Annotated in this window: 21 protein-coding genes; 12 read left to right on the top strand and 9 right to left on the bottom strand. The window is 61.2% G+C overall.

What is annotated here, in order from left to right; genetic code table 11:
* Positions 1-4 precede the first annotated feature (4 nt).
* The 9 genes from murC (at position 5) to ACXX81_RS17995 (ending at position 10,958) form a co-directional block, all read left to right on the top strand.
* Complete coding sequence (gene murC, locus ACXX81_RS18035) at positions 5-1,429, top strand: UDP-N-acetylmuramate--L-alanine ligase (RefSeq protein WP_209990680.1); 1,425 nt, start codon at positions 5-7, stop codon at positions 1,427-1,429.
* On the top strand, positions 1,426-2,382 hold the full coding sequence (locus ACXX81_RS18030; RefSeq protein WP_458572154.1) for a D-alanine--D-alanine ligase: 957 nt from the start codon (positions 1,426-1,428) through the stop codon (positions 2,380-2,382). Before murC ends, ACXX81_RS18030 begins: the two co-directional genes overlap by 4 nt.
* A gap of 3 nt (positions 2,383-2,385) precedes the next feature.
* Entirely contained in the window at positions 2,386-3,255 is an 870-nt protein-coding gene (locus tag ACXX81_RS18025; RefSeq protein ID WP_231422546.1) for a cell division protein FtsQ/DivIB, read from the top strand.
* 15 nt (positions 3,256-3,270) lie between these two features.
* On the top strand, positions 3,271-4,533 hold the full coding sequence (gene ftsA / locus ACXX81_RS18020; protein ID WP_057006830.1) for a cell division protein FtsA: 1,263 nt from the start codon (positions 3,271-3,273) through the stop codon (positions 4,531-4,533).
* Between the two features lie 132 nt (positions 4,534-4,665).
* The gene (ftsZ, locus tag ACXX81_RS18015; protein ID WP_057006829.1) at positions 4,666-5,862 is read left to right on the top strand and encodes a cell division protein FtsZ; all 1,197 of its coding nucleotides are present in this window, start codon (positions 4,666-4,668) and stop codon (positions 5,860-5,862) included.
* A gap of 112 nt (positions 5,863-5,974) precedes the next feature.
* The gene (lpxC, locus tag ACXX81_RS18010; RefSeq protein ID WP_003171886.1) at positions 5,975-6,886 is read left to right on the top strand and encodes a UDP-3-O-acyl-N-acetylglucosamine deacetylase; all 912 of its coding nucleotides are present in this window, start codon (positions 5,975-5,977) and stop codon (positions 6,884-6,886) included.
* 481 nt (positions 6,887-7,367) lie between these two features.
* A complete protein-coding gene (gene ltrA / locus ACXX81_RS18005) occupies positions 7,368-8,789 on the top strand; it encodes a group II intron reverse transcriptase/maturase (RefSeq protein WP_458572153.1) in 1,422 nt (473 codons plus the stop codon).
* Between the two features lie 274 nt (positions 8,790-9,063).
* Positions 9,064-9,798, top strand: coding sequence for a hypothetical protein (locus ACXX81_RS18000; RefSeq protein WP_245229093.1), 735 nt, complete (start codon positions 9,064-9,066; stop codon positions 9,796-9,798).
* Positions 9,799-9,950: 152 nt separating this feature from the next.
* Entirely contained in the window at positions 9,951-10,958 is a 1,008-nt protein-coding gene (locus ACXX81_RS17995) for a hypothetical protein (protein WP_458572152.1), read from the top strand.
* A 43-nt stretch (positions 10,959-11,001) separates the two neighbouring features.
* Here ACXX81_RS17995 and ACXX81_RS17990 read toward each other — a convergent pair whose 3' ends face one another.
* From ACXX81_RS17990 to ACXX81_RS17965, 6 genes are all read right to left on the bottom strand, one after another.
* The gene (locus ACXX81_RS17990) at positions 11,002-12,498 is read right to left on the bottom strand and encodes a sensor domain-containing diguanylate cyclase (protein WP_458572151.1); all 1,497 of its coding nucleotides are present in this window, start codon (positions 12,496-12,498) and stop codon (positions 11,002-11,004) included.
* 87 nt (positions 12,499-12,585) lie between these two features.
* Positions 12,586-13,902 (bottom strand): OprD family porin, encoded by a 1,317-nt coding sequence (locus ACXX81_RS17985; protein ID WP_209988759.1) that lies wholly within the window; start codon positions 13,900-13,902, stop codon positions 12,586-12,588.
* 106 nt (positions 13,903-14,008) lie between these two features.
* On the bottom strand, positions 14,009-15,373 hold the full coding sequence (locus tag ACXX81_RS17980) for a heavy metal sensor histidine kinase (RefSeq protein WP_209988763.1): 1,365 nt from the start codon (positions 15,371-15,373) through the stop codon (positions 14,009-14,011).
* The gene (locus ACXX81_RS17975; protein WP_004371973.1) at positions 15,363-16,040 is read right to left on the bottom strand and encodes a heavy metal response regulator transcription factor; all 678 of its coding nucleotides are present in this window, start codon (positions 16,038-16,040) and stop codon (positions 15,363-15,365) included. The genes ACXX81_RS17980 and ACXX81_RS17975 overlap by 11 nt, the downstream gene beginning before the upstream one ends.
* A gap of 9 nt (positions 16,041-16,049) precedes the next feature.
* Positions 16,050-19,136, bottom strand: a complete 3,087-nt coding sequence (locus tag ACXX81_RS17970) for a multidrug efflux RND transporter permease subunit (RefSeq protein WP_458572150.1) — start codon at positions 19,134-19,136, stop codon at positions 16,050-16,052.
* Positions 19,133-20,299: an efflux RND transporter periplasmic adaptor subunit gene (locus tag ACXX81_RS17965; protein WP_458572149.1), complete on the bottom strand. Its 1,167-nt coding sequence runs from the start codon at positions 20,297-20,299 to the stop codon at positions 19,133-19,135. Before ACXX81_RS17965 ends, ACXX81_RS17970 begins: the two co-directional genes overlap by 4 nt.
* 212 nt (positions 20,300-20,511) lie before the next feature.
* On the opposite strand from ACXX81_RS17965, the gene ACXX81_RS17960 reads away from it, so the two are divergent.
* From ACXX81_RS17960 to ACXX81_RS17950, 3 genes are all read left to right on the top strand, one after another.
* A complete protein-coding gene (locus ACXX81_RS17960; RefSeq protein ID WP_209988770.1) occupies positions 20,512-20,745 on the top strand; it encodes a hypothetical protein in 234 nt (77 codons plus the stop codon).
* Between the two features lie 133 nt (positions 20,746-20,878).
* Positions 20,879-21,706, top strand: a complete 828-nt coding sequence (locus tag ACXX81_RS17955; RefSeq protein ID WP_231422993.1) for a transporter substrate-binding domain-containing protein — start codon at positions 20,879-20,881, stop codon at positions 21,704-21,706.
* 201 nt (positions 21,707-21,907) lie between these two features.
* Positions 21,908-23,065 carry a transporter substrate-binding domain-containing protein gene (locus ACXX81_RS17950; protein WP_458572148.1) on the top strand — a complete coding sequence of 386 codons (1,158 nt, stop codon included), beginning with the start codon at positions 21,908-21,910 and terminating at the stop codon, positions 23,063-23,065.
* 9 nt (positions 23,066-23,074) lie between these two features.
* On the opposite strand, the gene ACXX81_RS17945 is transcribed toward ACXX81_RS17950, so the two are convergent.
* The 3 genes from ACXX81_RS17945 to ACXX81_RS17935 all read right to left on the bottom strand — a co-directional run bounded on the left by ACXX81_RS17945 (position 23,075) and on the right by ACXX81_RS17935 (position 25,315).
* The gene (locus ACXX81_RS17945; protein ID WP_231422995.1) at positions 23,075-23,818 is read right to left on the bottom strand and encodes a YkgJ family cysteine cluster protein; all 744 of its coding nucleotides are present in this window, start codon (positions 23,816-23,818) and stop codon (positions 23,075-23,077) included.
* A gap of 108 nt (positions 23,819-23,926) precedes the next feature.
* Positions 23,927-24,409 carry a GNAT family N-acetyltransferase gene (locus ACXX81_RS17940; RefSeq protein WP_458572147.1) on the bottom strand — a complete coding sequence of 161 codons (483 nt, stop codon included), beginning with the start codon at positions 24,407-24,409 and terminating at the stop codon, positions 23,927-23,929.
* 3 nt (positions 24,410-24,412) lie between these two features.
* Positions 24,413-25,315: a chemotaxis protein CheV gene (locus tag ACXX81_RS17935; protein ID WP_209988784.1), complete on the bottom strand. Its 903-nt coding sequence runs from the start codon at positions 25,313-25,315 to the stop codon at positions 24,413-24,415.
* Positions 25,316-25,332: the final 17 nt, after the last annotated feature.

The following is a 25,332-nucleotide window of genomic DNA, read 5'->3' as shown; positions in this document are numbered from 1 at the left end:
AGCCATGCCGCAACCCGAAATGCGCCGCATCCGTCGTATCCACTTCGTCGGCATCGGCGGTGTGGGCATGTGTGGTATTGCCGAAGTGTTGCTGAACCTGGGCTACCAGGTGTCCGGCTCGGACTTGAAAGAGTCGCCGGTGACTGATCGCCTGAAAACCTTCGGCGCGCAGATCTTCATCGGCCACCGTGCCGAGAACGCTGCCGAGGCTGACGTACTGGTGGTGTCCAGCGCCGTGAACACGTCCAACCCGGAAGTGGCCACTGCCCTTGAGCGCCGCATCCCGGTGGTGCCGCGTGCCGAGATGCTTGCCGAGTTGATGCGCTATCGTCACGGCATCGCCGTGGCCGGCACCCATGGCAAGACCACCACCACCAGCCTGATCGCCTCGGTGTTCGCTGCCGGTGGCCTGGACCCGACATTCGTTATCGGTGGCCGCCTGAATGCAGCCGGCACCAATGCCCAGCTCGGCACTAGCCGCTACCTGATCGCCGAAGCCGATGAAAGCGATGCGAGCTTCCTGCACTTGCAACCGATGGTCGCCGTGGTCACCAATATCGACGAAGACCACATGGCCACCTACGACGGTGACTTCAACAAGTTGAAGAAAACCTTCGTCGAGTTCCTGCACAACCTGCCGTTCTACGGGCTGGCGGTGCTGTGCCTGGATGATCCGGTGGTGCGTGAAATCCTGCCGCAGGTGAAACGTCCGACCGTGACCTATGGCTTCAGCGAAGATGCCGACGTGCGTGCGATCAACGTGCGCCAGGAAGGCATGCAGACCTACTTCACCGTACTGCGTCCCGACCGCGAGCCGTTGGATGTATCGGTCAACATGCCGGGCAACCACAACGTGCTCAACTCCCTGGCAACCATCTGCATCGCCTCCGATGAGGGCGTCAGCGATGAAGCCATCGTCGAAGGCCTGTCGCGCTTTGCCGGCGTGGGCCGCCGCTTCCAGGTCTACGGCCAACTGCCGGTGGAAGGCGGCGACGTGATGCTGGTGGATGACTACGGTCACCACCCCACCGAAGTGGCAGCCGTGATCAAGGCCGTGCGCGGTGGCTGGCCGGAGCGCCGCCTGGTGATGGTCTACCAGCCGCATCGCTACAGCCGCACCCGCGACCTGTATGACGATTTCGTCAATGTATTGGCCGACGCCAACGTGCTGCTGTTGATGGAAGTCTACCCGGCCGGTGAAGAGCCGATCCCGGGTGCCGACAGCCGCAAACTGTGCAACAGCATCCGCCAGCGTGGGCAGTTGGACCCGATCTACATCGAGCGTGGCGTGGACCTGGCGCCGATCGTCAAGCCGCTGCTGCGTGCCGGCGACATTCTGCTGTGCCAGGGTGCCGGTGACATCGGTGGCCTTGCCCCGAAATTGCTCGCGAGCCCGCTGTTTGCGTCCGCCAAGGGGGCGTCGAAATGATCACCGACTACGCCTCCCTGTTCTCCACCATCACGCCTGCCGACTTCGGCCGCGTGGCCGTGTTGTTCGGCGGCAGGAGCGCCGAGCGTGAAGTGTCGCTCAAGTCCGGCAACGCGGTGCTCCAGGCGCTGCAGAGCGCCGGTGTGAATGCGTTCGGCATCGACGTCGGCGATGATTTTCTCACGCGTCTGCAGGCCGAAAAGATCGACCGTGCCTTCATCATCCTGCACGGCCGTGGCGGTGAAGACGGCAGCATGCAGGGCCTGCTGGAATGCGCCGGCATCCCTTACACCGGCAGCGGGATCCTCGCGTCGGCACTGGCGATGGACAAGCTGCGTACCAAGCAGGTGTGGCACAGCCTGGGCATTCCGACGCCGCGTCACCGAGTGCTGCGCAGCGAAGACGATTGTATTTCTGCAGCCAAGGAACTGGGCCTGCCTTTGATCGTCAAACCAGCCCATGAAGGCTCCAGTATCGGCATGGCCAAAGTGAACTCGGCCGCCGAATTGATCGACGCATGGAAAGCGGCCAGTACCTACGATTCGCAAGTGATGGTTGAACAGTGGATCCAGGGTCCCGAGTACACCATCGCCACCCTGCGTGGCCAGGTATTGCCGCCCATCGCATTGGGCACGCCCCACACCTTTTACGACTACGACGCCAAGTACGTGGCTTCCGATACCCAGTACCGGATCCCGTGCGGCCTTGACGCAGACAAAGAACAGCAATTGATGGACCTCACGGCCAAAGCCTGTGAGGCGCTGGGTATCGCCGGTTGGGCGCGGGCAGACGTGATGCAGGATGACCAGGGCAACTTCTGGTTCCTGGAAGTCAACACGGCGCCGGGCATGACCGACCACAGCCTGGTCCCCATGGCAGCCCGTGCCGCCGGTCTGGATTTCCAGCAGTTGGTGCTGGCGATCCTTGCCGAAAGTATTGAGCCAAGAGGCTAAGACATGAAAGGCGCATCGCTTCGTCATCAGCCCTCCCAAGCACCGAGCCGCAAGCCGGTGCCACGGGGTGCCAGCCGCATGGTGGCTAAAGAGCCGATGTCGGCGCGCCTGCCGAAAGCCAATTTTGCTTTCCTCAAGGCGCTGTTCTGGCCGGTGCTGCTGGTGGTGCTGGGCTTTGGCACCTATGAAGGTGCGCAGCGGCTGTTGCCGTATGCCGACCGGCCGATCACCAAAATCAGCGTGCAGGGTGACTTGAGTTACATCAGCCAGCAGGCGGTACAGCAGCGCATCGGCCCGTACCTGGCGGCGAGCTTCTTTACCATCGACCTGGCCGGGATGCGCTCGGAGCTGGAGCAGATGCCGTGGATCGCCCACGCCGAGGTGCGCCGCGTCTGGCCGGACCAGGTGACGATACGCCTGGAAGAACAATTGCCGGTGGCGCGTTGGGGCAACGAGGCGCTGCTGAACAACCAGGGCCAGGCGTTTACCCCGCGTGAGCTGGCCAACTATGAGCATCTGCCGCAGCTGTTCGGGCCGCAGCGGGCGCAACAGCAAGTGATGCAGCAGTACCAGGCCTTGAGCCAGATGCTGCGGCCGCTGGGCTTCTCCATTGCACGCCTGGAACTGCGTGAGCGGGGCAGCTGGTTTTTGACCACCGGGGCAGGCAGTTCCGGCCCGGGTATCGAGTTGTTGCTGGGACGCGACCGCTTGGTGGAGAAGATGCGCCGTTTCATTGCCATCTACGACAAGACCTTGAAAGAACAGATTACGAACATTGCGAGCGTCGACCTGCGTTACGCCAACGGCCTTGCCGTCGGCTGGCGTGAACCGGCTGCGCCGACGACAGACAAACCCGCTGTCGCGAAGAATTAAGAAGAGGCAGGACCCATGGCAAACGTGCAAAGCGGCAAAATGATCGTCGGTCTCGATATCGGCACCTCCAAGGTGGTGGCGCTGGTCGGTGAGGTCGGTGAAGACGGCGTGATCGAGATCGTCGGTATTGGCACGCATCCGTCCCGGGGCCTGAAGAAGGGCGTGGTGGTGAACATCGAGTCCACCGTGCAGTCGATCCAGCGCGCCATCGAAGAAGCGCAACTGATGGCCGGTTGCCGAATTCACTCGGCGTTCGTCGGCGTGGCCGGCAACCATATCCGCAGCCTGAACTCCCACGGCATCGTGGCGATCCGCGACCGTGAGGTCAGCGCCGCCGACCTTGAGCGCGTACTCGACGCTGCCCAGGCCGTGGCGATCCCGGCGGACCAGCGTGTGCTGCACACCCTGCCGCAGGACTACGTGATCGATAACCAGGAAGGCGTGCGTGAGCCCCTGGGCATGTCGGGCGTGCGTCTGGAAGCCAAGGTCCACGTGGTGACCTGCGCCGTCAACGCCGCACAGAACATTGAAAAATGTGTGCGTCGCTGCGGCCTGGAAATCGACGACATCATTCTGGAGCAACTGGCTTCGGCGTATTCGGTACTCACCGACGACGAGAAAGAACTGGGCGTGTGCCTGGTCGATATCGGCGGCGGCACCACTGACATTGCAATCTTCACCGAGGGTGCGATCCGTCACACCGCCGTGATCCCGATTGCGGGCGATCAGGTCACCAACGACATCGCGATGGCGTTGCGTACACCGACCCAGTACGCCGAAGAAATCAAGATTCGCTACGCCTGCGCTCTGGCCAAACTGGCCGGCGCCGGCGAGACCATCAAGGTGCCGAGCGTGGGCGACCGGCCACCGCGTGAGCTGTCGCGCCAGGCCCTGGCCGAAGTGGTCGAGCCGCGCTACGACGAGCTGTTCACCCTGATTCAGGCTGAACTGCGCCGCAGCGGCTACGAAGATCTGATCCCGGCCGGCATCGTGCTGACCGGTGGCACCTCGAAGATGGAAGGCGCGGTCGAACTGGCCGAGGAAATCTTCCACATGCCGGTGCGCCTGGGCGTGCCCCATGGCGTCAAAGGCCTCGGCGATGTTGTGCGCAACCCGATTTATTCCACCGGTGTGGGCTTGCTGTTGTACGGGCTGCAAAAGCAGACCGACGGCATCTCCATGTCGGGCCCGAGTATCCGCGACAGCTACCGCAGCGACGACGAAGCGAAAGCACCGTTGTTCGAGCGCTTGCAGGCTTGGGTCAAAGGAAACTTCTGACGAAGTTAGCTTCAAGCGACAAGTTTTAAGCTTCAAGTAACACGCTTCAAGCTTGCAAGCTCATGGCTTGCAACTTGTAGCTGATGTAAAGCAGTAGGCGAAAAAACTAGAGAAAATGAAAGGAGAGGGAACATGTTCGAACTCGTAGACAACATCCCCGCTAGCCCGGTTATCAAAGTAATCGGTGTCGGCGGTGGCGGCGGTAACGCTGTCAACCATATGGTCAAGAGCAACATTGAAGGCGTTGAATTCATCTGCGCCAACACTGATGCCCAGGCGCTGAAAAGCATCGGCGCGCGGACCATCCTGCAATTGGGCACAGCCGTGACCAAGGGCCTCGGCGCTGGCGCCAATCCGGAAGTCGGCCGTCAGGCCGCCCTGGAAGACCGCGAGCGTATTGCCGAAGTGCTGCAAGGCACCAACATGGTGTTCATCACCACCGGCATGGGCGGCGGTACCGGTACCGGTGCTGCGCCGATCATTGCCGAAGTGGCCAAGGAAATGGGCATTCTGACCGTTGCCGTGGTAACGCGTCCGTTCCCGTTCGAAGGCCGCAAGCGCATGCAGATCGCCGACGAAGGTATCCGTCTGCTGTCTGAAAGCGTCGACTCGTTGATCACCATCCCCAACGAGAAGCTGCTGACCATCCTGGGCAAGGACGCAAGCCTGCTGTCCGCGTTCGCCAAGGCTGACGATGTACTGGCCGGTGCCGTGCGCGGTATTTCCGACATCATCAAGCGTCCAGGCATGATCAACGTCGACTTTGCCGACGTACGTACCGTCATGAGCGAAATGGGCATGGCGATGATGGGCACTGGCTGCGCCAGCGGTCCGAACCGTGCGCGTGAAGCCACCGAAGCGGCCATCCGCAACCCGCTGCTCGAAGACGTGAACCTGCAAGGTGCACGCGGCATCCTGGTGAATATCACTGCCGGCCCTGACCTGTCCCTGGGTGAGTACTCCGACGTGGGTAGCATCATCGAAGCCTTCGCGTCCGAGCACGCCATGGTCAAGGTCGGTACCGTTATCGATCCGGACATGCGCGACGAGCTGCACGTAACCGTGGTTGCCACCGGCCTGGGTGCGAAAATCGAGAAGCCTGTGAAGGTCATCGACAACACCCTGCACAGCAGCCAGGCGAGCCAGTCGGCTGCCGCTCCAGCGCCTGCGCGCCAGGAACTGCCGTCGGTGAATTACCGTGACCTGGACCGTCCGACCGTGATGCGCAACCAGGCTCAGGCCGGTGCTGCTGCGTCCCGTAGCCCGAATCCGCAAGATGATCTGGATTACCTGGACATCCCGGCATTCCTGCGTCGTCAGGCCGATTAATGGAATGTATCAGGGCTATGAAGGTGATTGGTGTTCAGCAAAGGTCTGGTCTGCTATTATCGCCAGCCTTTGTTGATACCAGTTCGCAATTTGCGCTGAAGCGGTCCAAGCCATGATTAAACAACGCACTCTGAAGAATATTATTCGTGCCACAGGTGTAGGTCTGCACTCCGGGGAAAAGGTCTACCTGACCCTCAAGCCTGCACCTGTCGACACCGGCATCGTGTTTGTGCGTGCCGACCTGGACCCTGTCGTGCAGATACCTGCGCGCGCGGAAAACGTTGGCGAAACAACCATGTCGACCACGTTGGTCAACGGTGACGTCAAGGTGGACACGGTGGAGCACTTGCTCTCGGCCATGGCCGGTCTGGGCATCGATAACGCCTACGTCGAGCTCTCCGCGTCCGAAGTCCCGATCATGGATGGCAGCGCTGGACCCTTCGTATTCCTGATTCAATCTGCCGGCCTGGAAGAACAGGACGCAGCCAAGAAGTTCATTCGCATTCTGCGGGAAGTGACAGTAGAAGACGGCGACAAGCGCGCCACCTTCGTCCCGTTCGAAGGCTTTAAAGTGAGCTTTGAGATCGATTTCGATCACCCGGTATTCCGTGACCGCACACAAAGTGCAAGCGTGGATTTTTCCAGCACTTCGTTCGTAAAAGAAGTCAGCCGCGCCCGTACCTTTGGTTTCATGAGTGACATCGAGTACCTGCGCAAGCACAACCTCGCACTCGGCGGCAGCGTTGAAAATGCCATTGTGGTCGACGCGGACGGTGTACTGAACGAAGACGGCCTTCGCTACGAAGACGAATTCGTGAAGCACAAGATCCTCGATGCAATCGGTGACCTCTACCTGCTGGGCAATAGCCTGATAGGCGAGTTCAAAGGCTTCAAGTCGGGCCACGCCCTTAATAACCAGCTGCTGCGCAAGTTGATTGAGCAGACAGACGCCTGGGAAGTCGTGACCTTCGAAGATGCCAGCACCGCACCGATCTCTTACATGCGTCCCGTTGCGGCGGTGTAAGTAACAACTCTCTTTCTTTAGTTTTTAAAGGCTGCCTTCGGGTGGCCTTTTTTTTGGTGCGCCAGGCATGGCGCGTTGCGCGAAGCGCAACCAGTTTGGCTGTGGTGGCCACGCTGGTGACTTGGAGGTGAAAGTCCTCTACACACCCGGCAAGGGGAAGTGTTAGCCAGAGGCAAGGGTGTCGCGGGTGACTGCGAATCTGAAGGAAGCCCGAGGCAAACTGTTGGCCTGACGAACAGGAAGCGGATTAGGCGGTGCAGCGGGGTAAGGTAGCCAGAATTGCCAAAGCCCAATACTTGCACGGAAAGCTGTGACGTAGATCCGACAGGCATAAGCAGGAAGGTCGCGCGAATTACCCTGGGAGATCTGTGCGTTTGCCACTGTGCTACCGAGCGCCGCGAGGCGACGGGATGAGCGTGCAGAAGTCAGCCGAGGCCGTAGTAAGTGACGAATAACCACGTCACCAAGGGCTGAACAGGTTATGTCGCCAGTAGGCGTCAGAGTCTCGTTGAATACCGGAATGCAGAAATTTCTCCCAGAGAAGACTGTTACTCCGAGTCCCGGACAGAATCCGAGGATGACGGCTGACAGCGCACAGGTACCGACGGCGTCTGTGACGTGGACGAACGCGGAGCCGGACACGCTGATGGAACGGGTGCTTGCACCTGCCAACCTCAGACGTGCGTATCAACGTGTGGTCAGCAACAAGGGCGCACCGGGTGCCGATGGCATGACGGTCGACCAATTAGCGGACCACGTGAAACAGTATTGGCCGATCCTCAAAGCTCGGTTGCTGGCTGGCGAGTATCACCCGCAAGGTGTGCGCGCCGTCGAAATCCCCAAACCCAAAGGCGGCACCCGCCAGTTGGGTATCCCCTGCGTCGTGGATCGCCTGATCCAACAGGCTCTGCTGCAACAGCTCACACCGATCTTCGACCCTCTGTTCTCGGACCATAGCTACGGTTTTCGTCCGGGCAGAAGCGCTCATCAGGCCATCGAAACAGCCCGCGCCCATGTGGCGGCAGGCTACCGCTGGTGCGTGGAACTCGATCTTGAGAAGTTCTTTGATCGGGTCAACCACGATGTCTTGATGGCTTATGTTGAGCGTCAAATCGCAGACAAGCGTGTGCTCACGCTGATCCGGCGTTATCTCGAAGCGGGATCGATGTCAGGCGGGATCGCCAGTCGCCGGCAGGAAGGGACGCCGCAAGGCGGCCCGCTCTCGCCGTTGCTGTCGAACATCCTGCTCAACGAACTCGATCGTGAATTGGAACGGCGAGGCCATCGTTTCGTACGCTACGCTGACGATGCGAACATTTATGTGCGCAGTCGTCGTGCGGGTGAACGAGTGATGACAGGCGTCGAGCGGTTCTTGAGGCAGCGTTTGAGACTGACGCTGAATCGAGAAAAGAGCCGGGTAGCCGGGTCATGGGTGTGTGATTACTTGGGCTATGGGATGAGCTGGCATCAACAGCCGAGACTGAGGGTGGCGACGATGAGTCTGGGTCGCTTGCGCGACCGACTCGCAGAGCTGCTACGCGGCGCGCGAGGCCGCAAGATGGCATATGTCATCGAGCGGATAAACCCCGTACTGCGCGGTTGGGCTGGGTACTTCAAGTTAACCCAAGGCAAGCGAGCGCTGGATAAACTTGATGGCTGGGTGCGCCACAAACTTCGCTGCGCCGTATGGCGTCAATGGAAGCAGCCCTCGACGAGGGCGCGCAACTTGATGCGCCTGGGGCTCGACGAAGGACGCGCTTACACATCAGCGTCCAATGGCCGAGGCCCATGGTGGAACTCGGGAGCGCCCCACATGAATCAGGCGCTACCGAAGAAACTTTGGGATCAACTCGGGCTGGTCTCGATACTGGATACGATAAACCGACTCAACCGCATAGCCTGAACCGCCGTATACGGAACCGTACGTACGGTGGTGTGAGAGGACGGCGGGAGTAATCCCGCCTCCTACTCGATCTGAAAATTCGGCGCAGATGATATTTTTTTGAAAGCAGTCATTGTTTTTGTGGGAACTGATACAGCTATACGTACCACAAGTTAAATATCAGATCGTCGAATAATCCAATATGCAAGTAGGGATGAGCTATTAATGGAGTGTGAATGTTGGATAAAGGTCGATATGGAAAATAAACTATTAGTAACAACTAAAGAGGTTGTTTATGAATGGCGTGTCTGCAGCTCAAATTTGTCGTCCCGCTAATATTCGGTCACGCATTGAGGGCGATATAGGAAAACAGCAAATAAATTCCGACGCCATCCAGGCACCGCGCGCTTTGACTGCCGCCTATACCGCGAATGTTTTCGGTGGCCAGGCCTCGTTTCAGCCAATCCCCACGCTTGTTTTTCGCCCTAAGACTTATCTCACGCTCAATGCGACAGCCAACCTGATTCCTGGTCTTGTCAGCGCGGGCGCCAGCAAGACCATTCGATTCGATCCGTTGATCAGGATCAGCCCGACAGACACTGGCGGCGTCACTGTGGGCTTCGCTCCACGGCTGGAAGTGGAATTAAGCGGAGCCGTCCGTGCAGGCCTGACGAATATCTTTAATACTGGACTGGGCGTGAATGGGGGGCTGGGTGGCGCACAGAAGTTTACGTTTGGTGCTCCGCAATTCAGGGCCAATCTCGAACCGACGGGCGTATTCAAAGCCAAGGCCGATTTACATCCCACGTTTGGCAGTGAGCAAACATTAAGCGTGAATGCTGGCGCGAACTTTGGTGCGGGCGCTGTCAGTGTCGGTGCGGATCAGCGTTTTTCACACAGTCTTGCCCAGCAGTTAAAAGTCGGTGGACCGGGCGTTCAGTTTCAGTTGAGTTCCACCGGCCAGCCAAGAATATCCAGCAATTTCGACAGAACGGTATCGATCTCGGGTGCAAGCACGTCTTCCTCGTGACATTTGTTGAAACTACCTACGCAGTATTTGTAGGAACTGTTACTTCGCTGTGTCCCACATAGTTTGCGTAGACCCGTTGAATTACGACATTCGAATAGTTAATCGTCAATTCATCAGGGGCTGCACAAACCAATAAAGCGAGTGTATTAGCCATGAACCAGATTTCTGCAAATTCTCCGTATCGTTCGCCTACCCCACAGCCACAAAACAATAGTGAGGTGAATAAACAACACCCTTCGCGGGCCTTCACTGCCCCCTATACCGCCAATGTGTTTGGAGGCGAGGCTAAGTTTCAACCCATTCCCACCGTCACTTTTGTGCCCGCTACGTCTGCCACCATTGCGGCCAGAATCACTCCGTTGCCTGGCGGCCCGAGCGTGGGTGCAAGCGCGACGGCGAAGTTTCTACCCGAAATCGTCTTGCGTCCAAACGATGCGGGCGGCCTCAATGTCAGCGTAACGCCCAAGATGCAGCTCGAACTGAACGCCGATTTAACGGCTGGCATTCCCAATATCCTGGGGACGGGGATTGGCGTGAGGGGCGGCGGCAGTGCTTCCAAGTGGTTTACGTTCAATGCTCCGCAGGCCAGCTTCAATCTGAATCCGGACCTTTCATTTAACGTAAGCGCCAATCTCAATCCAGCACTGACAACTACCCAGCGTATTGGGCTTAATGGTGGGGTGCAGGGCCGTGTTTCAGCCTCGGGATTTGGCGCTGGCGCTGGGGTGGATCAGGCTTTTACGCATCAGACGCAGCAAGAGTTCAAGCTCGGCGGTCCAGGCGTCAAGTTCGAAATGACACCTGCTGGAAGGCCGACGATAACGCAGAACTTTGATAAAACGGTGTCCATCTCCAACAGTTACAGCTTCCTGCCGCGAACGTCCGTCAACGCGAACGCCCAGGCCGGTCCTATTACGGTCAATGCGGGGGCCAGGGTCTCACCGGGTGTTACGGTCAAGTACAAAGTGACGTTCAGCACTGACCTTGCGAGCAAGACGCCCCCCAAAACTGAAGTGTCCGTGTCACCCGGAGTGCGGGTGGACGGGGACCTTAGCGTCGGCGTGTCGTTGTTACCCCGCGATTGGCCGGTCAGTCTCAGCGCTTCCGTTGCAGCCCAACCCTATGTCAGGTTCTCTGCCGACGCCAGCTATACGGTTTAAACGCCGGCACTCAGAAAACGCCTGTGCCAAAGGCAGGCGTTTTTCAACCCAGGGCTGCAGCATCCACAATCCGGTTGCGGCCCGTGTGCTTGGCTTCATACAACGCCTGATCCGCACTGAGCAGCAACGCCTCCAGGGAGGTTCGACTGCGCTTGTTCCAGGTGCTCATGCCGATGCTCACGGTGATGGGGCGGCCATCTTCGGCCACCCTGGGCAAATGCTCCACGCCGCTGCGGATATGCTCGGCAATCACCCAGGCGCCCTTGGCGTCGGTATGCGGCAGCACCACTGCAAACTCTTCCCCGCCATAGCGCGCCGCCAGATCGGCCGGGCGACGAATGTTGCTGCCGATCACCTGGGCCACGTTGCGCAGTGCCTCGTCGCCGCCGTTATGGCCATGCCGGTCATTGAAGGCCTTGAAGTGGTCCACATCGATCATCAGCAGCGTAAGCGACTCGGTTGAGCGCTGGGCGCGGTCCCATTCCAGGCGCAGGCGCTCATCGAGAATGCGACGGTTGGGCAGACCGGTCAGCGCATCGGTGGCGGCCAGTTCCGACAGCACGCGTTCGGCGCGATGCCGACGTCGCAGTTCGCGGCGCAGCATCCAGCTCAGCCACAGCACGCCAATGCACAATATGCCGGTGGCCCCACCGGTCAGCAGCGCCGCGCGGTGCCATTGGGCGAAGACATCCTCGCTGGACAGCGCCACCACCACGATCAGTGGCAGCGCGCCGACACTGGTGAAGGTGTACAGGCGCTCCTTGCCGCTGATGGCGGAAATCGCCTGGAAACTGCCCATGCCCTCACGCAGTATTCGCTTGAAGTTGGGACGGTCGCTCAGGTCCTTGTCGATCATGTCGCGCTCCATCAGCGGCTGTTGGGCCAACAGGACGCCTTTGCTGCTCAACAGGTTGATGCTGCTGCCGTTGCCGATGGTCAGGCTGCTGAACAACTGGTCGAAGTAGGCCAGGCGCATGGTCGCCACCGCGACGCCGGCGAACTCACCGTTGGGCCCCGACACACGCCGGCTGAATGCCATGCGCCAGACCTGGTCGCAGTTGCAGTGAATCCTGAAAGGGCGGCTGATGAACAAGCCGGTCTTTGCGTCGCTGGCGTGCGCCTGGAAATAATCACGTTTGGCAAAATTACGCGGCGTGGGCTTGAGGGTCGAGGAGTCCGCGATCACGTCGCCCTTGGCGTCCAGTAACAGCACTTCGCCCTTGTAAGGCGCGGCAGTAGACAGATCAAACTGCAGCCGATGGCGAATGTCCGCGGCTACCCCGGACAAGTCTCCGCGCTGCCTGGCCTCGATCAAACCGGTGAGGGCCAGGTCGTACAGCTCGACGTTGCGCAGCACATCGGCATTGATCAACTGGGCAATGTTGGTGGTCGAGCGCGTGGCCGCCATCAGCGTGCTGGCATGCTCACGGATCAACAGCGCCGTGACGATGATCATAATCAGCGCGACGGTAAGACCGCTGCCCAACATCAGCAACAGTTCCGGGCGAGCAGGCGGGGTGCGACCAGAGCGTTTATTCATCGGGCAGACTTCAGCAGCGCAGATGCTGGCAGTTTAGTTCTACCCGATAAAAAGTGAATGCTCTGCTAAAAAGAAAGATTTGGTGCGTCAGAACACTTCGAATGGATAGTCGAGAATCATGCGGTACTCATCCACGTCCCGGTCCACCGCCGAGTAGCCGTTGCTACCCCGGTGGGTAGCCCATTGCAGACGCACGGCGAGGTCCTTGGCCTTGCCGCTCTGCACCACATACTTCAAATCGATATCCCGTTCCCAGTGCCTGGCATCCTTGCCGTCGGCGCTGTACCACGCGCTGTAGCCACGGCTCTGCGGGTCGACGCTGGTCAGGTCGGTCTGGCCGCTGATGTAGGACACGGCCGAGGTCAGGCCGGGCAGGCCCAGGCCACCGAAGTTATAGGCGTACTTGAGTTTCCACGAGCGTTCGTTGGGGCCGTTGAAGTCCGAGTACTGCTGGGAGTTGTCGAGGAACACGCTGTCGCCCTGGGCAATGTAGTCGAACGGGGTGTTGCCGTTGACCCGCTGGTACGCGGCAGTGACGCTGTGATGGCCGGCAGCGACGGTGAAGTGCAGGCTGTAGGTGTTGTTGTCGATAGCCCCCAGCAGCGACTGTCCGGTGTCCTGGGTATGGTAATAGTGCAGGCCGGGATTGAGACTGATCATCTCGTTCACCACATAGGTGTAGTCCAGGTCGTAGTAGTACTGCTGCCATACGTCCTTGAGTTCGGAGGCATAGAGGTTGCTGGTTACACTGGGAATGGCGCTGAACGATACGCCCGCCCAGTTCAGGTGCTGGCTGTCGGTGTTCAGCGGCAGCGCGCCGTAACTGGTGCCGATGCGTCGGTGGCCGCTCTGGTTGTAGGGCTTGGTGAAACTGGCCTGGCCGCCTTCGAGCAGCCAGCCGTCGATGCTGTGGTTGGTCAGGCTGACGCCACGGAAGGTCTGGGGCAGCATACGGGTCATGCCGCCGGCGATCACCGGGTTGTTGAGGAACAGGTCGCCGGCCTTGAGCTCCGTATCGAACGCGCGCATTTTCAGGGTGCCGCCAGCGGTCGAGAACGCGCCGGGCGCCTTGCCGTTGCCGCCGCCGTAGGGAAGGATGCTGGAACCGTCGGTGCCACCACCGCCGTCCAGCTTGAGGCCGAGCATGGCATGGGCGTCGAGGCCAAAACCCACGGGGCCCTGGGTATAACCTGATTCGAACGTGCCGAGAAAGCCCTGGCCCCACTCCTTGCTGTCGTCGGTATGAATGTCGCGACGGTCGCGGTTCATGTAGTAGTTGCGGGCATTGAGCGTGAGGCTGGAGCCTTCGACGAAGCCGTCGGCGGGAGTGGTATCGGCTGCGTGGGCAAGGGGGCTGATCGTTGCTGCAATGGCGAGGAATAACGGGGTGAGCGAGGTCTGCACCGGTGGGCTCCTGAATGGATGGCAAAAAAAAACCGCTGAAGAGCAGCGGCTTTTGGAAGCGAGGAGTGTAACAAGATAATGACTGTTGCCCAAACCGCAACAGTGCTTAGAGGGGCAGGGTGATGCCGAAGGTATTCGCACCACTTTCGCTGCGCACGAACACATCGCCGCCGTGCATCAACGCAATCGCCTTGACGATGGCCAGCCCCAGCCCGTGATTGGCCCCGCTGTTGCTGCGCGACGCGTCCACCCGATAGAAACGCTCGAACAGCCGTGGCAGATGCTCGTCGGCAATCGCCTCGCCGGGGTTGGTCACGCCAATCACCACGTGATCCTGTTGCACATCGATATTGACCTCAATGACCTGTCCCGGCGTGGTGTGTTGCACCGCATTACTCAGCAGGTTGATCAGTGCACGGCGCAGGTGGGCTTTTTCAATCTGCACCTGGGCGTCGCCCTGTACCCGCACCTGCACCTGGGCGTCTTCGAGGATGAAGTCCAGGTAGTCGAGCGTGGTCGCAACTTCATTGGCCAGGGAGCTTTCGATCAGTTTGGTGGCCTTGCTGCCCTGGTCGGCGCTGGCCAGGAACAGCATGTCGTTGATGATCGAACGCAGACGCTCGAGCTCTTCCAGGTTCGATTGCAGCACCTCGAAGTAATGCTCGGCCGAGCGGCCGCGTGTAAGGGCCACCTGGGTCTGGCCGATCAGGTTGGTCAGCGGTGAGCGCAGCTCGTGGGCCACGTCGGCATTGAACGATTCCAGGCGTGAATAGGCCTGTTCGACGCGGTCGAGGGTGGCGTTGAACGAGTTGACGAACTGACTCAGCTCCGGCGGCAGCGGCGACAGTTGCAGGCGTCCGGAAAGTTTGGGCGGCGCCAGCTTGCGCGCTTCGCCCGAGAGCCTTTCCAGCGGCTTGAGGCCGATACGCGCCACCCAGAAACCCAGCAGCGAGGCCAGCACCACGCCGGCCAGCGCCAGGCTGACCAATGCCACCAGCAGGTGGTGCTGGGTGGCGCGAAAGTTCTCGGTGTCGATGGCAATCATGAAACGCAGCGGCGGGCGCTGGTCCCGGGCGGCGAACTGGCTCACCAGCACTTTGAACGGGTAGGCATGGCCCGGCAGGCGCAAATCGCGCTTGCCGACGGGGCCTGCGGCGAATGCGCGAATCTGCGCGTCCGGTTCGCCGTACTCGTAGTTGGGGTCACTGCTGACCACCCAAAAGCGGATGCGCTTGTCTTCTTCACCGAGCAGCTTGAGCTTGGCGCGGATCTTCACCCAGTGCTCCGGCGTGCCGAAGCGATTGACCGAGGACTCCAGCACGCTGTAACGCGCGTCCAGCTCCGCCCCTGGCAACAGGCCCAGGCCGCGATCCACCTGCTGATACAGCACGCCGCCAATCAACAGAAAAATCAGCGCCGCCACCAGGGTGAACAGGCCGCTCAGACGCACGGCAATCGAGTTAACCGACACTGCGGTTCTCCAGCACATAGCCCATGCCACGAATGGTGTGCAGCAGTTTGTGCTCGAACGGCCCGTCGAGCTTGGCGCGCAGGCGCTTGATCGCCACTTCGACCACGTTGGCGTCGCTGTCGAAATTGATGTCCCAGACCATTTCGGCAATCGCCGTCTTGGAGAGGATTTCACCCTGGCGCCGGGCCAGCACGCTGAGCAGCGAAAACTCTTTGGCGGTAAGGTCCAGGCGCACGCCGTTGCGGCTGGCCTTGCGGCTGATCAGGTCGATCCACAGGTCGGCGACCGTCACCTGCACCGGCTCGTGGCCGCCGCTGCGCCGGGTCAGCGCCTGCAGGCGCGCCACCAGCTCAAGGAAGGAAAACGGCTTGCCCAGGTAATCGTCGGCGCCTTCACGCAGGCCGCGAATGCGGTCTTCCACACGTTCGCGGGCAGTCAGCATGATCACCGGTGTCTGCTTGCGCGCGCGCAACGCCCGCAGCACGCCGAAGCCGTCGAGGCCGGGCAGCATCACGTCGAGCACGATCACCGCGTAATCGTTCTCCAGCGCCAGGTGCAAACCCTCGACGCCCTCGCGCGCCACGTCCACCGTGTAGCCTTGCTCGGTGAGGCCGCGGTGCAGGTAGTCCGCGGTTTTTTCTTCATCTTCGATAATCAGGACGCGCATGACACCGCCTCAGCGTGTGGTCGCCAGCTCGGCAGCTGGTTTGGGCCGGTGGAAAAACTTCTCGAGGTACAAGTATATGACCGGCGTGGTGAACAGCGTCAGTGCCTGGCTCACCAGCAACCCGCCGACCACCGCGATGCCCAGTGGCTGGCGCAACTCGGCACCGGGGCCGGCACCCAGCATCAACGGCACGGCGCCGAGCAGGGCGGCGAGCGTGGTCATGATGATCGGCCGGAACCGCGTGACACAGGCCTCGTAAATCGCCTCGTGGGGCGGCAGGCCGCGTACACGTTGTGCCTCCAGGGCGAAATCGATCATCAGGATGCCGTTTTTCTTGACGATACCGATCAGCAGCACCAGGCCGATCAGCGCCATGATCGAAAAGTCCTGGCCCATCAACGTCAGCATGATCAGCGCCCCCAGCCCGGCTGACGGCAAGGTGGAAATAATCGTCAGTGGGTGCACGAAGCTTTCGTACAGCACCCCCAGGATGATGTAGACCGCCACCAGCGCCGCGAGGATCAGCCAGGGCTGGCTGGCCAGCGAACTCTGGAACGCCTGGGCCGCGCCCTGGAAGTTGCCGATGATCGTGGTCGGCATACCGATTTCATTCTTGGCCTGCTCAAGCATGATCACCGCGTCGCCCAGGGCCACGCCGGGCGCAAGGTTGAACGACAGGTTGGCGGCCGGGAACATGCCGTCATGGCTGATCGACAACGGCCCGACCGTGGGCGCGTCGACCTTGGCCAGCGCCGACAGCGGCACCATTTCATTGGTCAGTGGCGAGCGCAGGTAAAAGTAGTGGAGGCTTTCGGCCTTGCCGCGTTGCCGAGTGTCCAGCTCCAGCACCACCTGGTACTGGTTGGTCTCGGTCTGGAACTCGTTGATCTGGCGCTGGCCGAACGCGTCGTACAGCGCCTGGTCGACATCGGTGGCGGTGAGGCCGAAGCGCGCGGCGGCCTGGCGGTCGATGCTGATGTGGGTGATGCTGCCGCCCAGTTGCAGGTCGTTGGACAGGTCGCGAAACGCCGGATTGCCACGCAGTTTTTCGGTGAGCCGCTGGGTCCAGGTGTTCAGCGTCGCACCGTCGTTGCTCTTGAGCACGTACTGGTACTGGGCGCGACTGGGGCCGGAGCTGAGGTTGATGTCCTGCCCCGCGCGCAGGTACAGGACGATGCCCGGCACCTTCGCCAGTTTCGCGCGGATACGGTCGATGAACTGGCTGGCGGACACATCGCGCTCGCCGCGGTCCTTCAAGGCGATCCAGAAGCGGCCGTTGGCGATGGTCTGATTGCTGCCGGTAACGCCCACCGAATGGGAAAACGCCAGCACCGCCGGGTCGTCCTTGACGATCTCGGCCAGGGCCTTGTGCTTGGCAACCATGTCCGGGTACGACATGTCGGCCGCTGCTTCGCTGGTGCCGAGCACAAAGCCGGTGTCCTGCACCGGGAAAAAGCCCTTGGGGATAAACACGTAGCCGATCACGGCCAGCGCCAGCGTTACCAGAAAGAGTGCCGCCATGCTGCGCTGATGGGCCAGTGCGCGGCGCAGGTTGCGCGCGTAACCGGCCAGCAGGCGTTCGCTGAAGCCCGGTTTGTCGTGGGCCGGGTGCGTGGGCGCGCGCATGAACAGCGCGGCGAGGGTGGGCGCCAGCGTCAGCGAGACCACCACCGAAATCAGGATGGTCGAGGTCGCCGTCAGCGCGAACTCCTTGAACAGCCGCCCGACCACACCGCCCATGAACAACAGCGGAATAAACGCCGCCACCAGCGAAAAGCTGATGGACACCACGGTAAAGCCGATCTCGCCGGCGCCCTTGATCGCCGCTTCACGCTGGCCCAGTCCGGCCTCGAGGTGACGGTGGATGTTCTCCACCACCACGATTGCATCGTCCACCACAAAGCCCACGGCGATCACGATCGCCACCAGCGTCAGGTTGTTCAGGCTGAAACCCATCAGGTACATCAAGGCGAAACTGGCGATCAGCGACACCCCCAGCACGCTGGACACAATCAGTGTGGCCGACAGCTGGCGCAGGAACAGCGCCATCACCGCCACCACCAGCAGGATGGCGATCAGCAGCGTTACTTCCACTTCATGCAGCGAGGCGCGAATGGTCCGGGTGCGGTCGGTCAACACGCTGACCTGCACCGACGCCGGCAACATCGCCTCCAGGCGCGGCAACTCGGCCTGGATGCGGTCCACGGTCTCGACGATGTTGGCGCCGGGCTGGCGCGAGATCACCAGGTTGACGCCGGGCGTATCGCCGGACCAGGCCTGCACGTAGGCGTTTTCCGAACCATTGACAACGTTGGCGATGTCGCGCAGTTGAACCGGTGCACCGTTTCGGTAGGACACAATCAGTTGGGCGTAGTCCTCGGGTTGAAACAGCTGGTCGTTGGTCGACAGGGTCGACACGCTGTCCTTGCCGTAGATCGCGCCCTTGGCCAGGTTGAGGCTGGACTGCTGGATGGCCAGGCGCACGTCGGCCAGGGTCAGGCCGATGGCAGCGAGTTTGTCCGGCGAGGCCTGCACACGAATCGCCGGGCGTTGCTGGCCGGTGATATTGATCTGGCCGACCCCGTCGATCTGGCTGATCTGACGCGCCAGCAGGGTTTCCACGTAGTCGCTCAGCTCGGTGCCGGGCATGCTGCTGGAGCTGACGCTGAGGATCAGCACCGGGCTGTCGGCCGGGTTGACCTTCTTCCAGGTCGGCAGGTTGGGCATGTCACGGGGCAACTTGCCGGCTGCAGTATTGATTGCCGCCTGCACTTCCTGCGCGGCGGTGTCGATGCTCTTGCTGAGGGTGAACTGCAGGGTCAGCAGGCTTGAGCCCAGTGCGCTGCTGGAGGTCATCTGGGTCATGCCGGGGATGGCGCTGAACTGCACCTCCAGTGGCGTTGCCACCGATGAGGCCATGGTGTCGGGGCTGGCGCCGGGCAGTTGCGCGGTGACCTGGATCGTCGGAAATTCCGCCTCCGGCAGTGGGGCGATGGCCAGGCGCGGGAAGGCAATGATCCCGAGCAGCACCAGGGCGAAAGTCAGCAGCAGGGTGGCGACCGGGTGGTCGACGCACCAGGCCGAGGGCGACTTCATGGCTGCACCTTGGCATCGACGGTCTGGATCACCTGCGGCGGCTCCTTGAGGACGTCCACCTGGGCGCCGGCCTTGAGCCGCGATTGCCCGTCGCTCACCAGCACGTCGCCGACCTGCACGCCCTTGATGATGTTGAGGTCGCTGTTCTGATAGGTCACTTGCACGGGCACCGCTTCAACCTTGCCCGCGTTGACCCGGTACACAAAGTGCGTGTCCAGCCCGCGTTGCACCACGGTAGGCGGCACCACCAGGGCATTTTTGTCGAGGGCGGTCTGGATCTTGATGGTCACCAGTTGACCCGGCCACAGGCGTTGCGTGGCGTTATTGAACTCGGCCTTGGCGCGCAGGGTGCCGGTGGTGGAGCTGATCTGGTTGTCGATCAGGCTCAAGTGGCCGGCGCCGAGCAGGTCACCGGTCTGGCCGTCGGTGTCGGCGCCCAGATACGCGTCGACGCTGGCTTTGTCGGGGGCAGCGATCAGGGCCTGCAAGGTCGGCAGCATCTGTTGCGGCAGGGAGAACTCGACGGCAATCGGGTCGATCTGGGTGACCGAGAACAATCCCTGAGTGTCGCTTGTGCGCAGGAAGTTTCCTTCGTCGACGGTACGAATCCCCACGCGACCGCTGACCGGCGAACGAATTTGCGTGTAGGAAAGCTGCACCTGCGCCGCATCAATCGCCGCCTGGTTGCCTTGCGCAGTGGCCCTGAGCTGGTTGACCAGGGCCTGTTGCTGGTCATAGGTCTGCTTCGACACGCCATTATCGACGCTCAGTTCCTTGTAACGCTTGAGGTTGATCAACGCCACTTGCAACTGGGCCTGGTTCTCGCCCAATTGCGCCCTGGCCTGGGCGAGGCTGGCGCGGATCGAGCGGTCGTCGAGGGTGGCAAGCAGGTCGCCGGCCTTGACCCGTTGGCCTTCCTTGACCAGCAATTGGGTAAGAATGCCGTCCACCTGGGGCCGAATGACCACGCTGTGCAACGACAGCACCGTGCCGATGCCGCTGACAAAGCGCGGAACGTCCTGCTGCGCCACGGTCACCACCCTTACGGGTATGGCGCTGGGCGCTGCCAGCCGGGTTTTGGCCGGGCGGGTCAGGGCCCAGGCGGTCACGGCCAGCACCGCGAGGAGGCCGACGACAAGAGCGGTTTTGCGTTGATTGGGCATCAGGTAGGCGCGCCGGGGCAAGGAGGGAGACGTGAGCGTTCTTTATAGCCGGGCAATCGGGTCAGCACGGTGACTGCTAACTGACAGCGCTGTCAGTAAACACCGACCATTCGTACGGACGTGCTTAAACATCTGAACCGCGCAGGTATACTGCGCGCCAACGTGGCCCGCAAGCCGGCCTCGCATCATTTTTTGCACGCCCGGAGCGCCCCATGACTTCCCCGACACAACCCCCTGTTGAAGCGACTAATCTCGTCGATCCGGCCAGCGCTGACGGCGTTGAAAAAACCGGGATTGCGCCGTTCAAATTCCCGTTCAAACCGGGTGAACTGGCCGGCGCCAAGCAGACTGCCCAGCCCTGGTACAAGAACGGTGCCAAAAACGGTCACACCAAGTCGCCGGGCATGGCGCCACCGGGTACGCGTCGGTCAATGGGTAAACGTTGAGAATATTCGGCTGAGCACTTTATCGGCCTTTGCCTACAAAGCTGGCTGATATTTCCGCTTGTAGGTCCACGTCCGTTTCTTGAAAGCTTGCACGGCATTTGCCCATGGCCCCACCTGAAAGGGGCCGTTACCCATGCCGATCTCTCTGGAAAAGGACGTTCCCGTGGCCCAGATACGCACCTGCGTAGTGTTTGCCTTAGCGCTATCGACGGGTATTTTTCCCTTCGCCCTGGCGGATGATTCGCCGCGAAACGAAATCCGTTTTGCCGTCGTCGCACAATTTCCGCCCTTCCAAAGCCGTAATCGGCAGGACCAGTTGGTAGGGCTGCATATCGAACTGGGCAGTGCCTTGTGCCAGCAGCTCAATGTGCGGTGCACCTGGGTCGACCAGGTGTTGTCAGAAAATTTCTCGGGCCTTGAGGCCAGGCAATTCGACGCGATCATGGGCATCGCCCCGACACCGCAGCGTCGCCGACAGGTGAGCTTCACCGACGACCTCTATCCGTTCACCACGCGCCTGGTTGCGCGCAAAAACTCCGGCCTGATGCCCTCCGCGCGCGCGCTCAAGGGCAAGTGCGTGGGCGTGTTGCTGGGCAGCAATCGCGAGGCCTTCGCCTTGGCCGAGTGGGCCCCCAAGGGGGTCAGGGTCAAGAGTTACTGGCTCAACGATCAACTGATTCGCGCGCTGGTGGCGGGGGATATCGACGCTACATTGCAAGGCACCGTGGAAATTCGCGAGGTGCTGCTCGACACCGCTGTTGGCCAGGATTTCGGCTTTCTCGGCCCGGTTGTCTCGTCGAGCCTCCTTGGCAACAGCGTAGCGATCGCGGTGCGCAAGTCCGATAGCGCGTTGCGGCGCGATCTCAACGGCGCGCTTGAGCAGTTGATGCACAACGGCGAGTACCAGCGGATCGTCCAGCCTTACCGCCTTGATGCGCTCGCTCCCCAGGGTGATGGCTGAGTGATCTGTGACGATGGACCCATGCCTTTCGGTGTCTCTGGGAAATTCCCTACGCGGTAAACGGACACGTCGCGCTTGGACATTGTCGGGTGCCTGCTAAAAAGTGTCTGCTGGAAAGTTATCTTCTGGAAAGTTGAGTGCGTTCGGGCCTGATCGGTTGAGCCGCGACGCCTCCCACCCTCTTTGCGCAGGACAGTTTGTATGACTAGACGAATACTGGCGCTTAGCCTGGCATTGTTTGCCGGGAGCGGATGTGCGGTTCCCCCGCCGCCTGCAGCTTCGTGGAGCGAAATACGTTTTGGCGTCGAAGCCGATGTGAAACCGTTCGAGTACCGGGATGAGCGAGGCGAGCTCAAGGGCCTGGATATCGAATTGGGCAATGCGCTGTGTGCCGAACTCAACGCACGCTGCGTGTGGGTCGATCAGCCCTATGCCACCAATATTGCGGCGCTGCAGAGCGGGCGCTTCGATGCAATCATGCCGATGACGCCGACCCCGGCGCGGCGCGAAACCCTCGACTTCACCCACCTGCTTTATCCATTGGAAAGCCGCCTGGTAGCGCGTACCGGGGCCAATCTGTTGCCCGATGCGCAATCGCTCAAGGGCAAGCGTGTCGGCGTATTGGCCGGCACCAGCCGGGAAGCCTTCGCCCAGGCACGCTGGGCGCCCCAGGGCGTGGTGGTACGCAGCTTCAACCTCAATGGTGAGTTGATCGCCAGCCTGTTCAAAGGCGAGTTGGACGCGACCTTGCAGAACACCATCGAAATCACCGAAGCCTTGTTGAACACCCCGAAAGGCGCTGCGTTTGCCTTCGCGGGCCCCAGCATTGTCGATGAAATGCTCGGCGGCGGTGTTGCGATTGCCACACGCAAGACTGACCCCGCTTTGACGGAAGCCCTCAACCGTGCCCTGCAAAACTTGAAAGACAACGGCAAATACGCGGCGATCACCCAGTCGTACCTGGCGCCGGCGGCCGCCAGGCCACAGCAGGCCAAGATGGTTTACGTACCGGCAGGCGCTGGTCTGCCGTTTTCGCAAACCGTGCAACTGGGGCAAACCCTCTACCTCTCCGGGGTGCTGGGGCAGGATGAAAGCGGCAAGCTCGTGCGCGGTGGCATTCGCGCAGAAACGGCCCAGGCCCTTGAGACCCTGCGCAATACCCTCAAGAGCAGAGGCTTGGGAATGGACAGGGTGGCCAAGTGCACGGTGATTCTTGCCGACATCAACGATTTTTCGGCGATGAACAGCGTCTACACCCGCTATTTCCCGTCCGATCGCCTGCCGGCGCGTACCACGTTCGCCGCCGGCAAGCTGTTGGACGATGCCCGCATGGAAATCGAATGCCTGGCCGGGCTGTGAGCTGGCGCGCTAGGACGCGCGCAATGAAATAAAGGCGTAATTGGCCGGCACTTGTGTGGCAATCCGGGCGCCGGAATCGAGCATCTGTTCGGCAATGTCCATTGCCGACACATGAAACACCCACTCGTTGCTCTCTGCCGGCTGTTGCATCGCCAATTCGATCGCCTGGGCAAAGGCGTTCATATCCGGCAGGTACGCGGTAAATCCATCCCCTTTCAGGGCGGTGGTGCAGATGCCCAGCAGCGCGCACACCGCCTCCTTGGTCTGCACGTCATCGCGGTCGGCCTGGCGTGAACGCTTGATCAGCTCGGCCAATTCCCCATCTACCAGTTCACCGCCAACGATCAGTGCAGGGCCCTGTTCCCAGGATTCCGGCGGGCAGTCCTTGGCACCGGGGTTGAGCGGGATGTGCGGGTTGATCTCCATCGGGTAGATACGGCACACCAATGGACGACGTTCATAGATGCCGCAGCGGTTGTCTTCGTCAAGATTCCGGCAGCGTCCGGCGTTGTAGGCGGCGAAGGTGATCGCCACGAACGCCTCGGCCGTGCCGCTGGGCACCACCACCGAACGGCGCTCGGCATGCTCGCGCTGGTCTGTCGGAAGGCCCAGGCCATTGCCGAGAAAAGCTTCCACCAGGATGATGACATTGCCGCCATCGGCCGCCCACTGGCGGGCCTCGGCGAGGGTGAGAGGCACGTGATGGTCAGTGCAGCACTTGCCGCAACCGACGCAGGAAAAGTGAGTGTTCATGGCGTATCTGTCACCAGGCAAGGTCAGAGGGCGCTCTTGAACGGCGGCGGTTTTTTACCGCTACCCAGCGTTCAGACTCTCTGGAAGCAAGTTATGCGCCAGTGGTTGTCAGGCGTCAGGCACCACGTCGCGCAGGACGAATCTCATGCCGACGCTTTCATACAGCTGTCGAGCGCGCAGGTTGCTTTCGCGTACCTTGAGGTCGACACAGGGTTCGCCGCGCTGCTTGAACACTGCAAAAGCGTGCAGCAACAAGGCCCGGCCCAGCCCCTGGCCCTGGGCGCAAGGGTGTACGGACAGGTTCTTGATAAACGCGCTGGTCCAGCATTGCGCCACGCCGAGGACGGAATTCGCGCGACTGACCACCAGGCACAACGCAGGATCGAACTCGGCATCGGTGAAAAACGACTGGCGCCATTGCGCCAGGCTGGCGACACGACCACCGCCCTGGTCTTCGGTCAGGCGCAACAGCGCATGAATTGCCGGCGCCAGCTCGTCGCGGTAAGGCTCCAGCCGCATAGCCGGCGGCCACTGCGGCGCGGGCAAGTTGCCCATGAGGTCGCGCCGCAGCAACTGGTAATACTCGGTCACCCTTTACAGGCCTTTTTGCGCCACGGTCTGTGCGGCCACCACCAGGCACTTGGTCAGCTCGGGCGAGGAGAACTTGGTCAGCACCGCGTCGGCGCCGGCCAGGCGGGCTTTTTCGCTGTTCATCGCGCTGTCCAGGGAGGTGTGCAGCAGCACGTAGAGGTTCTGGAAGTCCGGCGTTTCACGCAGGGTGCGGGTGAGGGCGTAGCCGTCCATTTCCGACATTTCGATGTCGGACACCACCACATTGATCTGCTCGACGGTGCCTTGCAGCTCCAGCAGCACATCGATGGCTTCCTTGGCGCTGCGCGCGGTGTGGCAGGTCAGGCCGAGGTTGCGCAGGGTGTGCACCGATTGCTGCAGGGCCACCTGGCTGTCGTCCACCACCAGAATGCGGGCGTTGCCGAGTACTTCGGCTTCGTCCATGGTCAAGTCGGTAGGCGCCGCTTCAATCGGTGCCGGCGCGATGCCGTGGATCACCTTCTCGATATCCAGCACCTGCACCAGGCCGCCTTCCACCTGAGTCACCCCGGTGATAAACGCACGGTTACCGCCCGAGCCGTAGGGCGGCGGACGGATGTCGGTGGTCAGGCAATGCACGATCTTGCTCACTGCCTGTACATGCAGGCCCTGCTTGGAACGGCTCACATCGGTGACGATCAGGCAGCCACCGTCGGGGTCCGCCAGGGGCATTTCACCCAGCGCCCGGCTCAGGTCGATCACTGCCAGCGAGTTACCGCGCAGGGTGGCGATGCCTTTGACGTGCGGGTGCGACTCCGGCAGCTTGGTCAGCGGCGGGCAGGGGATGATTTCGCTGACCTTGAGCAGGTTGATCGCCATCAGCTTGCCGCTGCGCAAGGTAAAGAGCAGAAGCGAGAGTGAGTCTGCGCGGGCTTTGGTGGTGGGCATAAAAACCTTCTGTGGAT

Source organism: Pseudomonas sp. GNP013, assembly GCF_054343995.1.
The sequence above is the reverse complement of the archived record's forward strand: the minus strand, read 5'-3'. Positions and strand labels throughout refer to the sequence as shown.